Origin of the sequence: Shewanella sp. GutDb-MelDb (assembly GCF_002836075.1) — a bacterium.
In the GTDB taxonomy this organism is placed as follows: domain Bacteria; phylum Pseudomonadota; class Gammaproteobacteria; order Enterobacterales; family Shewanellaceae; genus Shewanella.
This window is the reverse complement of the sequence record NZ_PJBM01000226.1, coordinates 58427-70413: the sequence shown is the minus strand read 5'-3', so window position 1 is coordinate 70413 and position 11987 is coordinate 58427. Positions and strand designations below refer to the sequence as shown.

General features: G+C 44.0%; 9 protein-coding genes. 7 read left to right on the top strand and 2 right to left on the bottom strand.

Annotated features, from left to right (window positions below; all coding sequences use genetic code 11):
- Nucleotides 1-113 precede the first annotated feature (113 nt).
- Nucleotides 114-2207, bottom strand: a complete 2094-nt coding sequence (gene fusA / locus CXF82_RS12315) for an elongation factor G (RefSeq protein WP_101091129.1) — start codon at nucleotides 2205-2207, stop codon at nucleotides 114-116.
- 1207 nt (nucleotides 2208-3414) lie between these two features.
- Here fusA and CXF82_RS12310 point away from each other — a divergent pair.
- Nucleotides 3415-4401 carry a M61 family metallopeptidase gene (locus tag CXF82_RS12310; protein WP_102044262.1) on the top strand — a complete coding sequence of 329 codons (987 nt, stop codon included), beginning with the start codon at nucleotides 3415-3417 and terminating at the stop codon, nucleotides 4399-4401.
- Between the two features lie 94 nt (nucleotides 4402-4495).
- Here the strand turns inward: CXF82_RS12310 and bioA are convergent, their stop codons facing one another.
- On the bottom strand, nucleotides 4496-5860 hold the full coding sequence (bioA, locus tag CXF82_RS12305) for an adenosylmethionine--8-amino-7-oxononanoate transaminase (protein WP_102040026.1): 1365 nt from the start codon (nucleotides 5858-5860) through the stop codon (nucleotides 4496-4498).
- A gap of 246 nt (nucleotides 5861-6106) precedes the next feature.
- Between bioA and bioB the strand changes: the two genes are divergently transcribed.
- The 6 genes from bioB (at nucleotide 6107) to CXF82_RS12275 (ending at nucleotide 11799) form a co-directional block, all read left to right on the top strand.
- Nucleotides 6107-7159 carry a biotin synthase BioB gene (gene bioB, locus CXF82_RS12300; RefSeq protein WP_101091126.1) on the top strand — a complete coding sequence of 351 codons (1053 nt, stop codon included), beginning with the start codon at nucleotides 6107-6109 and terminating at the stop codon, nucleotides 7157-7159.
- Nucleotides 7160-7280: 121 nt separating this feature from the next.
- Nucleotides 7281-8474, top strand: a complete 1194-nt coding sequence (locus tag CXF82_RS12295; RefSeq protein ID WP_101091125.1) for an 8-amino-7-oxononanoate synthase — start codon at nucleotides 7281-7283, stop codon at nucleotides 8472-8474.
- A 55-nt stretch (nucleotides 8475-8529) separates the two neighbouring features.
- A complete protein-coding gene (locus tag CXF82_RS12290) occupies nucleotides 8530-9300 on the top strand; it encodes a methyltransferase domain-containing protein (protein ID WP_101091124.1) in 771 nt (256 codons plus the stop codon).
- 27 nt (nucleotides 9301-9327) lie between these two features.
- The gene (gene bioD / locus CXF82_RS12285) at nucleotides 9328-9993 is read left to right on the top strand and encodes a dethiobiotin synthase (RefSeq protein ID WP_102044261.1); all 666 of its coding nucleotides are present in this window, start codon (nucleotides 9328-9330) and stop codon (nucleotides 9991-9993) included.
- A gap of 293 nt (nucleotides 9994-10286) precedes the next feature.
- Nucleotides 10287-11150, top strand: coding sequence for a protease HtpX (gene htpX / locus CXF82_RS12280; protein ID WP_101091122.1), 864 nt, complete (start codon nucleotides 10287-10289; stop codon nucleotides 11148-11150).
- 301 nt (nucleotides 11151-11451) lie between these two features.
- Nucleotides 11452-11799: a tetraheme c-type cytochrome CctA gene (locus CXF82_RS12275; protein WP_180961137.1), complete on the top strand. Its 348-nt coding sequence runs from the start codon at nucleotides 11452-11454 to the stop codon at nucleotides 11797-11799.
- Nucleotides 11800-11987 lie beyond the last annotated feature (188 nt).

Here is an 11987-nt window from a genome sequence, read left to right as displayed (position 1 = left end):
TAAAGATGATTAAAATAACCATATATGTGAGTCAATAAAAAAGCCTATAGATTTTCATCTATAGGCTTTTATTAAAGTGTAAAACTCCTAGGAGCAATAACTATGATTAATAGTTACTTCTTAGCTTCAGCAGCTTTTCTTTCTCTAACATCAGCGATAACTTTCTCAGCAATGTTGTTTGGACACTGACTGTAGTGAGAGAACTCCATAGAGAACTGACCACGGCCTGATGTCATAGTACGTAGTGTACTGATGTAACCAAACATTTCTGATAACGCTACGTCAGCTTTGATACGAACACCTGAAACGCCAGCCATTTGGTCTTTAATCATGCCACGACGACGGTTAAGGTCACCAATAACATCACCAACATGGTCATCTGGAGTGAACACGTCAACAGCCATGATTGGCTCAAGAAGCTTAGGATCTGCCTTTGGAATTGACTGACGGAAAGCACCTTTTGCAGCGATTTCGAATGCGATAGCTGACGAGTCAACTGCATGGAAAGCACCATCATGAAGTTCAAACTCAACGTCAAGCACAGGGAAACCAGCAATAGTACCAGTACCCATTAAGCTCTTGAAGCCTTTCTCAACGGCTGGCCAGAATTCCTTAGGAACGTTACCACCAACAACTTTAGAGGTAAATGTTAAACCAGTGTTGGCTTCGCCTGGACGGATGATGTAATCGATCTTACCGAATTGACCAGAACCACCAGACTGCTTCTTGTGCGTGTAGCTATCTTCAACAACCTGAGTGATAGTCTCACGGTATGCCACTTGTGGCTCACCGACAACCAAGTCAACACCGTAGGTACGCTTAAGGATATCAACCTTAATGTCTAGATGAAGTTCGCCCATGCCTCTAAGGATGGTTTCACCTGAATCTTCGTCAGTTTCAACGCGGAAAGTTGGATCTTCAGCAATCATTTTACCGATAGCGATACCCATCTTCTCACTGCCACCTTTATCTGTCGGTTTAACAGAGATAGAGATAACTGGCTCTGGGAATACCATAGCTTCTAGAGTACAAGGGTGCTTAGGATCACAAATAGTGTGACCAGTTTGCACGTTCTTCATACCCACGATAGCGATAATGTCACCAGCTTGTGCTGAAGATAACTCGTTACGCTCATCGGCTTGCATCTCAACCATACGACCAACACGCTCAGTTTTACCTGTGAACGAGTTAAGGATGGTGTCACCCTTGTTAAGTGTACCTGAGTAAATACGTACGAAGGTCAGGGCACCGAAACGGTCATCCATGATCTTGAATGCTAATGCTTTAAGTGGCTCATCGGCAGATACGATAGCGAATTCACCATTTGGCTCGCCTTCTTCGTCGGTAAGCGGCTGTGGATCAACTTCCTGTGGAGCTGGTAAGTAATCAACAACGGCGTCAAGCAGAAGCTGCATACCTTTGTTCTTGAAAGCAGAACCACAGTATGTTGGGAAGAAATCTATCTTACGAGTACCGGTACGGATACAACGCTTGATGTCTTCCATAGATGGCTCTACGCCTTCCATGTATGCTTCTAATAAGTCATCGTCTTGCTCAAGAGCAGTTTCGATTAGCATTTCACGGTATTCTTCTACAAGCTCTACCATGTCAGCAGGAATTTCTTCAATCTTGTAGTTTTCAGCTTGTCCGGTTTCGTCCCATATCCAAGCCTTACGAGTCAGCAGATCAACCAGACCTGTGAACTCATCTTCGATACCGATCGGAAGTACCATGATGATCGGGTTAGCACCCAGAACATCTTTAGTTTGCTTAACAACACGTAGGAAGTCAGCACCCATACGGTCTAACTTGTTGACGAAGATGATACGAGCAACTTCTGATTCGTTAGCATAACGCCAGTTAGTTTCTGATTGTGGTTCAACACCACCAGAACCACAGAATACGCCGATACCGCCATCAAGCACTTTAAGAGAACGATAAACTTCTACTGTGAAGTCAACGTGGCCAGGGGTGTCAATAACGTTGAAACGGTGGTCGTTCCAAAAACAACTAACAGCAGCAGACTGAATGGTAATACCACGCTCAGCTTCCTGTTCCATGAAGTCAGTTGTTGATTCGCCATCATGAACTTCACCGATCTTATGGATTTTACCGGTAAGCTTAAGGATACGCTCAGTTGTGGTGGTCTTACCCGCGTCAACGTGAGCAAAGATACCAATGTTTCTGTACTTTGATAAATCAGTCATTTTTCTACTCTATTGGAGTTACGTTCTAAAATTCCGCGCAAGTATAGCAATACTTTCCCATTTATTTTATTCATTTTTATCATTCAGGGCTAAATTTCGCGAAATATCATGAAAAAACCATATTTTTTGGCCTAAAAGGGCTCCGGGCAATGTTTCACAACGCTCCGTTTGGCAGGCGGTGTTGCTTAATTCTTATACTGAGAACTGAAAAGCCAGTGGCAAGCTAACGCATATTGCAGATTCAGCAGATCCAATAAACGAAGAGGATTCGCGTTGCTTTTGGTGCACTTCCAACGGTTATTCCAACGGCAATGTCAGTTGCAATAGTGAGTTCGAAAAATAGCCGTTAGCTGACGTTAAAGGCTAACAGCGAGTATTTGATATATTAGCATTCAACATTAATGTTAAATGCTAAATAAATAACATGAAAAGTGCGGGCTTAGGCTCAACGGAACCTAATCCAATGAAAGAACGGGCTCAACAGCTCATGATTGCTCTTGCCTTTACCTTAACCTGCATCGCTAATCGATTGAGCTTTAAAAATAAATTGACCTAGTTGCTATTGTAACACTGCTAACTTTTAATGATTGGCGCACGCTTTTAGTGCACTTTCAGGATAAGCGGGCGTTGCAAATAACAAGTAAAGTCCTCGGCTTATCGACTCATCTTATGTTGAGCTAGATCAAGCGCTTCGATTCACTGAGGTGAGCAGAGCCGCTGTGCAAAACCGGTTTCTGAACATAAACTGCGTCGTAAAGATGTTGTTGCGAGTGCGAAGGTGCAAGATATGACTGCTAATGTATAGCGCATCTTAGTTCATCTGCTAGCTGAAACTTACACCATTACTGACGATGGACAGTCAAAAGGTGATCATTAAAGAGCACGTTTATAATGCGTTAATATCAGCGCTAGAAGCAGCATTTATGAGCTAAATAGTAACCAAATGTAAGGACGGTTAGCGCTGGGAATTGACGGTTTTAAATGCTCGCGGTAGCCAAATCCACAATAGAGCGACTGAGCGACGCGGAAAAGCGCGTGGCGAATATATCGCTGACTTAATGGCACCCAAGCCACCTTATCCACATTTTGTTCCCTCGAAACCGTTCATGCTTTGTTACAGTCCTTTGCACAATAATTTGTCCCTTTTACACTAGCATTACGTAATCCACTTGATTAGCTGAAAACTAAATAGAGTAAGGGATAAAATATGCAGGTAAAAGGGATGATTTTTGCTATTGGCGGTAAACTCAAGTCGGTTAACTTTATTGGCCTCATTAGCAGGCTCTTACTTGGCTTAGCGATGGTATTCATTCTGCTGCTAGTGCCTTTAGGTGCTTATAGTAAAGCTGAACGTGATACCACTGAGGTTTTGATTCAGCAATCTCATATCGAAAAAGCACAGCTACAGAAGATGAAGCACTGGCTTGAAAATGGTGTGAAAGTGGTTGAACTGACGTTAGGCCCAATGCCTGCCGACAGACTGAATGTCGAATTGGTCAAAAAATCATTTGCGAATGAACCCGTCCCTTTTGCTCAAGTCATACGGGGGGATCCCAATAAAGTTAAGCTGCAAGTTAATCCAACTTGGCCTTTGCAGAACTTTGTTGATGACTGGACCTTATATCATGAGTTATCACACCTATATCTTCCCTACCTGAACTATTCAGCGTTTTGGCTCAATGAGGGCTTTGCCACCTATATGCAGAATGTCAGCATGTTAAGCGGTGGGGTGATTGATAAAAAGGCGTTCATGCAGAAGGTGCTTGCGGGGTTAGAGAGGGGGCGTAAAAATACATTATTAAGACCGGGAAAACTAAGCGACGTTTCCGCCGATATGTGGCGTCAGCACGCCTATATGCGGGTGTATTGGACCGGTACAGCCTTTTTTGTTGAGGTTGACTTACTGCTGATGCAACAAGGAAGCAGTTTGGCGACGGTGGTCGAAAAATACAGTCAGTGTTGTTTGGCACAAGAGAGTACGGGTGAAGCATTGATGCAGCAGTTAGATGCTATTGCTGATACTCGCTTATTTTATCAAACGTACCGCCGTTATATCGATAGACAGGATTTTCCGATGATTAAAGCTGAGCAGCTACAGCGATTAGCGCGGTATTATTCATCACAAGGCAGTCTATTAAGACATCTTCCAGAGCATTCGCAAGCGCATTCAAAAGATGGTTCATTACAGAATTGAGTTTTCAGCATTAAATCTTCAAGGCGATAAAAATGTGGGTTAAATAGATAATGCAACGCCAACGGCCTGTACCGTCAGCGAGTTTATTGTTGTCCTAACCGTGACTGATAAACGCCTGTTTATCATCAGATAGCTTAATTTGGCTAGCGACGGTTTTCATCGCAGCTGTGAGTTTAGATAACTGCGTGGCTGAGATGGTATAGGGCGGCATGATGTAGATGAGATTGGAGAAAGGTCGGATCCAAACGCCTAAATCAACAAACTGCTGCTGAAGCTCAGCGGTATTCAATATCGAATTCATCTCTAATACGCCAACGGCACCGAGTACTCTGACATTCACAACGTTGCTAAACGCCTTGGCGTCAGCAAGTTCAGATTTCATCTGTGACTCAATACTTGATACCTGCGCTTGCCACTGTTGTTGGTTTATCAGTTCTAGACTGGCGATGGCAGCAGAGCAAGCGAGTGGATTCCCCATAAAAGTAGGACCATGCATGAAAACGCCTGCAGGAGAGTCGCTAACACCTTTGGCGACCTTATCACTACACATAGTTGCAGCAAGTGATATATAGCCACCCGTGAGCGCTTTACCCAAACACAAAATGTCGGCTTCAATGTTGGCGTGTTCATAAGCAAATAATTTGCCTGTACGGCCAAATCCAGTGGCGATTTCATCTAAAATGAGCAACACATCGTATTTGTCACAAAGGCGGCGCAAAGCTGTTAGATACTCAGGGTGATAAAAGCGCATGCCACCCGCACCTTGCATGATGGGCTCTATCAATACTGCCGCAATCTGTTGGTGATTGTTTTCAAACATGTCACTAATAGAGACCAATTCTTCAGGATCGAATGTATCCCCGAAGCAAGAGGTTGGCGCGGGGGCAAACAACTGTTTGGTCACCAACTCGCCAAACATGGTATGCATACCGCCATCAGGATCGCAAACGCTCATAGCGGCAAAAGTATCGCCATGGTAACCACTCTTGACCGTAAGAATTTTCTGTTTATCGGGTTTGGCTTTACCTTGCCAATATTGCAGCGCCATTTTCATTGAAACTTCAACTGCAATAGAACCTGAATCGGCTAGAAATACCTTTGTAAGATGCTCACTGGTCATATCCACAAGCATTCTTGCCAGCTCAATCGCAGGGCGATGGGTGATACCACCAAACATCACATGGCTTAGCTGCTGTGTCTGCTGTTGCATCGCGGCCACTATTTTTGGATGACTATAACCATGAACACAGGCCCACCACGAACTGGTGCCATCAATTAGCTTGTCACCATTTTGCAATGTGAGTTCGACCCCTTCAGCGCTTACCACACCAAAAGCCGGCAAGGCATTTTCCATCGACGTATAAGGGTGCCAAAGATGGTTCTTATCAAACTCCAAATCAATAGATTGATCGGCCGATTGCTCGACGGCTTGAGTGATTGAGTATTTTTTTGTGTTCATAAATTAACCGCTAGTAAACCTTTTAAACTGGTTGGCGTTGACAGGTTAAGGCTTGTAGGTATCCTAGGCAAGATAAATAATAACTAGATCACGCGATGCCTGTGGCTTATGTTACTGCTTAGTAAGGATATAATTTATAACCCTTACTTTTCCCTGTACATTTATTAGCTCAGTAATTATAAACACAGCGTTAGTATTGATACCAAAGCACGTTTTTTTAATGAGTGTGGTAGAAAAGGATTAAGTATGTCTGAAGTACAAGTGAGAAATAACTGGCAACGCGAAGAGATAGAAGCCTTGTTTGCGTTACCAATGAATGATTTGTTGTTTCAGGCGCATAGCGTACATCGCCAAGAGTTTGATCCCAATGAGGTTCAAATCAGCCGTTTACTCTCTATAAAGACAGGGGCTTGCCCGGAAGATTGTAAGTATTGTCCGCAAAGTGCTCGTTATGACACTGGTTTAGAAAAAGAACGTTTAGTCGCAATGGAAACGGTCTTAACTGAAGCGCGTAGCGCAAAAGCGGCTGGCGCTTCACGTTTTTGTATGGGGGCTGCTTGGCGTAATCCAAAAGAGCGCGACATGCCCTATCTAAAGACCATGGTTGAAGAGGTTAAAGCCTTGGGCATGGAAACGTGCATGACGCTAGGCATGCTTTCATCCGACCAAGCCGGTGAATTAGCCGATGCAGGCCTAGATTATTACAACCATAACTTAGACACTTCACCTGAATATTATGGTGAAGTCATCACTACCCGCACTTACCAAAATCGATTAGACACGCTATCAAATGTGCGAGCTTCAGGAATGAAAGTGTGCTCAGGCGGCATTGTGGGGATGGGCGAGAAGGCAACCGATAGAGCAGGGCTACTGCAGCAGTTAGCCAACCTAGAGCAACACCCCGATTCAGTACCGATTAACATGTTGGTTAAAGTCGAAGGCACGCCATTTGAGAATATTGAAGATTTAGATCCGCTTGTGTTTGTGCGAACTATCGCTGTGGCGCGTATTATCATGCCCAAATCTCGTGTACGTTTGTCGGCCGGCCGTGAAAGCATGTCTGATGAATTACAAGCCATGTGCTTCTTTGCGGGGGCAAACTCAATCTTCTATGGCTGTAAGTTACTTACCACGGCAAATCCTGAAGAAAATGATGATATGAGTTTGTTTAAGCGTTTAGGTTTGCACCCAGAGCAGGGCGTGGCTGCAACGAAAGAGCAAGATAAAGCCATGCTGGCTAAAGCTGCAGCACAGCAAGACAAAAAATCCTCAGCATTTTACGATGCAGCAGCGCTTTAATTTTCAGTAAAACAATATCAGGCGCTAACATTCATTTTTAGCGCCTCGTTTGGCTAACGTATTGATAAGTTTTTATTATACTATGAGTACTTAGGTTCCGCTTTTCAATTGAGTCGAGTTAATGTCTGACGCTGCTGATCGAAATACAACACCGCCTTCACTGCAATCGAGAGTCATCGATAAAAATCGTGAACTCGATAATAAAGGACTGTTGAGAAAGAGAGTTGAGGTTATCCTTGATACTGAACATGCTAATTGCTTTGAAGTCGATGATTTACCATACATAAATTTTAGCAGTAATGACTACTTAGGCTTGTCGAGGTCTGCAAATGTCATTGATGCGCTGCATAAAGGCGCGCAGGATTATGGTGTTGGCGGCACATCGTCTCCGTTGGTGACTGGTTATAATCAAGCCCACCAACAATTGGAGCAAGTCCTTTGCCAAGCAACGGGTCACGAAGCCGCATTACTATTTTGCTCCGGTTTTAGCGCCAATAATGCCTTAATGAAAAGCCTGTTTAACGGCAACGATACGGTAGTGGCCGATAAACTGGTACACGCCTCGGTGATTGATGGATTACAAGAGAGTGGCGCTGTTATAAAGCGTTTTCTTCATAATGATTTAGCATCAGTAAACACCCATTTTGAACGTCATGCTCCCTGCGCTTTATTAACTGAAAGCGTCTTTAGCATGGATGGCGATATTGCGCCTTTGGCTGAATTATCGGCGCTGTGTAGACAGTATAATGCGTGGCTTATTGTTGATGATGCACATGGCTTTGGGATTATCGGCGACAAGGGGCTTGGCGCCAGCGCACTTGCAGGCGATATTCATATCGATGCGCAGATAGTCACTTTTGGAAAAGCACTCGGCGGCCAGGGCGCAGCCATTTTAGGAAGCCGTGAGTTAATCGACTACCTCGTTGCCAATGCCCGTCATTATATCTATTCGACGGCGTTGTCTCCTGCCATGGCGTGCGCTGTTTGCGCTGCAGTAGAAACAATTATTGAGCGTCCCTCACTCAATGAGCAGCTACAGCAGAACATTGATTGTTTTATAGAAGTATGTAAAACAAAAGATATCACTTTAACGGGCTCAACCACTGCAATTCAACCGATTATTATCGGTGACAGTGCGAGAACCCTTGCGATTGCAAAACGATTGAAAGAGCATGGTTTTTGGGTTGGCGCAATAAGACCCCCTACGGTAACTCAGGGAAGTGCCAGACTCCGAATCACCATAACAGCAGAGCATTGCGCAGAAGAGATTAACGCGTTTGTCGCCGTACTTGCTGATATTTTACAAGATGATTAAAGCGCTTGTTTATCAGTGTGATTTCCATCTCTCATAGCGTTTAGGATCCAATGTCGTGAAAACAGGGGTAAACCAGTTAAAAAGTGATGTCGCTCATCGGTTCTCCGCAGCGGCATCTTCATACCATTCACATGATGTTTTACAGCGAATTGCAGCTAAGTATTTGTTCGATAAAATGTCGCCTACTCAACCCTTACTCGATCTTGGTTGCGGCCCCGGAACCTCATTTACGCGTTTTAATCATATCGAAGATGTTATCTGTGTCGACATCGCACAGGGAATGCTGCGCACGCTGAAACAAGACTTTCCAGATTACAAGGCGCTGTGTGGTGATGCGCAAAACTTACCTTTGTTGGATGCTTCAATAGCGACGGTTTATTCCAATGTTGCACTGCAATGGTGTAGCAATCTGCCGCTTGCGGTAGCAGAAGCCAATAGAGTCCTTAACGTGGGGGGGGAGTTTAATGCCAGTATTGTAGCCGAAAATAGTCTGTACCAACTGTCAGATCTCCGCTTAAACGTTAACCGATTTAAAAGCGAACGAACGATAAAAGACTGCTTTAATGAAGATGTTTGGACCATTGAGCATATAGAGACGCGTGCTATCACGGTATATTTTAATGACTTTAAGTCGTTACTTCAGTCCATTAAAGGTGTTGGTGCATCTACCGTTGAGGTTAAAAGTCAGCTTAATCAAGGTCACGTCACATTGAGAGGGCGAGGCGATTGGCAAAAATTGCTTAATAAGGCAGAGTTAAGCCGCGGCCCGCAGGGGCTTCCTTTGACTTATAATATCAGTTTTATCAAAGCGAGAAAGACGCGTTAATAAAGGCTGAAAAACCTTGGAGTATGCATGACTTATTTTGTAACCGGGACTGACACTGACTGCGGTAAAACGTTAGTGTCTTCAGCATTGTTAACAGCAGTAAAGGGAGAAACGGTTGGGTTTAAACCTGTAGCGTCAGGTTGTGAGCAAACCGAACAGGGCCTTAGAAACAGTGATGCACTAGCGCTGATGGCAGCATCAAGCATCAAGCTTCCTTATGACGACGTTAATCCGTTTGCCTTTTTACCGGCTATTGCACCGCATATCGCCGCGAGCGAACAAAATATCTTGTTGTCACCGAAAAAGATCCAAGCCCAACTCAATATGGCGCAATATTTAGGGGCCGACTTCGCACTTGTCGAAGGGGCGGGTGGTTGGCGTTTGCCATTAGGCGATGGTCACCTCATGTCTGAAGTGGTGCAAGCGATGCAACTGCCAGTAATATTAGTGGTTGGCATGAAACTAGGGTGCTTAAATCATGCGTTGTTGACTGCAGAAGCGATTGAGCGAGATGGCCTTGTAATTGCGGGCTGGGTTGCGAATCAAGTTGACGCTGACATGGCTAATCAACAAGATAACCTAGCGGCATTACAACAGATGATGTCAGCACCGTTTCTTGGCCATATTCCTTATCTAGATAATGCTACAGCAGCAGAAGCGGCGTTGCACCTTGATGTAACACTGCTCGCTTAGACAATCAACTCCTCGCTATTTTAGCCCTTTAAATGACGCTAAATTGTTCATTTTATTAAGGGCTATCCCTCTGTTAAAAAAGATTAATCTTCTTATCCTTCTATTCAGTAGCGATTTAAGATTAGATTAATAAAAACGGCATAGACTCGCAGCTCCTGATAAATAAAGCGAATCGTCTAAGATAAACGCAGTTGAACTGTTTTTTGCTTAGCGCCCCTTGAAACTTCAACTTTTGGACATATTATGTCTTTAAGAGTGTTTATCTGGAACGTATGAATCCTACAGGAGCTTAAATGAAGCGTATATTTTTACTGATTGCTACCAATATGGCGATCTTATTAGTGGCATCAATCGTGATGTCTATTTTGGGTGTTAATACTTCAACCATGGGTGGACTGTTAGTCTTCGCTGCTATTTTTGGTTTTGGTGGTGCATTTATCAGCTTGGCTATCTCTAAATGGATGGCAAAGAAAACCATGGGTTGTGAAGTCATTACAACGCCTCGTGATAATACCGAGCGTTGGCTCGTTGAGACGGTTACGCGCCAAGCGGAGCAAGCGGGGATTAAAATGCCTGAAGTGGCCATTTATCAATCGCCAGAATTCAATGCTTTTGCAACGGGCCCGAGTAAAAACAACTCGTTGGTCGCAGTCAGTAGTGGCTTACTTTATGGTATGAATCATGATGAGATTGAAGCGGTACTCGCTCATGAAATCAGCCACGTTGCTAACGGTGACATGGTGACGCTGACGCTTATTCAAGGCGTGGTTAATACCTTTGTGATTTTTGCAGCTCGAGTGGTTGCAGGCATTATCAACAATTTTGTGTCTAGCAATGATGAAGAAGGTGAAGGCCTTGGTATGTTCGCCTATATGGGCGTTGTCTTTGTGCTCGATATGCTGTTTGGTATCTTGGCATCAATGATAGTGGCGTACTTCTCTCGTATTCGTGAGTTTAGAGCAGATGAAGGCGGTGCTAAATTGGCCGGTAAAGCGAAGATGATTGCTGCGCTCGACAGGCTTCGTCAAGGCCCAGAGACAGGCGCTATGCCAGCTCAGATGTCAGCTCTTGGTATCAATGGTAAGAAATCAATGTCTGAATTATTGATGAGCCATCCACCACTTGAGAAACGTATTGCGGCTCTAAGAGCAAGCTAATTCATGTTTCACTAATAAAGCCGATTCGGAGGTTAAACTTCCGAATCGTGTTTTTACCACTCAAAATCAAGATGATAATTGAACGCTTGTGGGCTTTCATAGCGCAAGTGAGCCGTATAATTTGATGGAGCGCACGTTTTGCTATTTACCACAATGATATGATCTTCAAACTAAATTAGTTGCGAATTTGTCATTCCTTAGCTAAATTAAGCTAAGTCGTGCTAATAATATTGATCGCAAGATGGAAACAAACCTGACTGATAGCGTTTCCACTATGCGGACATTAAATGAGGATACAATTGTGAGCAAAAAACTATTAAGTGCAATCTTTGGTGCGGCTATCGCAGCGCTAGCATTATCTCCTGCTGTTTTCGCTGAAGGCCAAGAACTGGCTGAAATGCATGCAGAAATGGACGGATGTGAAGCATGTCACGCAGACGGTTCTCCATCTGCAGATGGCGAGTACGAATTTGAGCAATGCCAATCTTGTCACGGTACATTAGACGAGATGGACGCTGTTCATCAACCACACGATGGCATGTTGATGTGTGCTGATTGTCATGCACCTCACGAAATGAATGTGGGTGATAAGCCAACATGTGACAGCTGTCACGATGATGGCCGTACGGCAGAGTCAATACTTAAGTAACCTAAACCGTTACCAATAAAAGCCAGCTTCGCGCTGGCTTTTTTGTGTCAAAAATTTGAGACTGATGTTTTTAATCGATGTCAGGCGTCAATAGTGACTCAATGTGGTCACCTGATGTTTTTCCGTTGATTCGTCCTCTTGTTGTTATTTGCTATCGTTTTAAATCTGCTAATACCTCTTTATGGTTA

What these genes read in the sequence shown, in the direction of transcription:
- fusA (WP_101091129.1), bottom strand. Translation starts at nt 2,207, where the DNA reads ATGACTGATTTATCAAAGTACAGAAACATTGGTATCTTTGCTCACGTT.
- CXF82_RS12310 (WP_102044262.1), top strand. Translation starts at nt 3,415, where the DNA reads ATGCAGGTAAAAGGGATGATTTTTGCTATTGGCGGTAAACTCAAGTCG.
- bioA (WP_102040026.1), bottom strand. Translation starts at nt 5,860, where the DNA reads ATGAACACAAAAAAATACTCAATCACTCAAGCCGTCGAGCAATCGGCC.
- bioB (WP_101091126.1), top strand. Translation starts at nt 6,107, where the DNA reads ATGTCTGAAGTACAAGTGAGAAATAACTGGCAACGCGAAGAGATAGAA.
- CXF82_RS12295 (WP_101091125.1), top strand. Translation starts at nt 7,281, where the DNA reads ATGTCTGACGCTGCTGATCGAAATACAACACCGCCTTCACTGCAATCG.
- bioD (WP_102044261.1), top strand. Translation starts at nt 9,328, where the DNA reads ATGACTTATTTTGTAACCGGGACTGACACTGACTGCGGTAAAACGTTA.
- htpX (WP_101091122.1), top strand. Translation starts at nt 10,287, where the DNA reads ATGAAGCGTATATTTTTACTGATTGCTACCAATATGGCGATCTTATTA.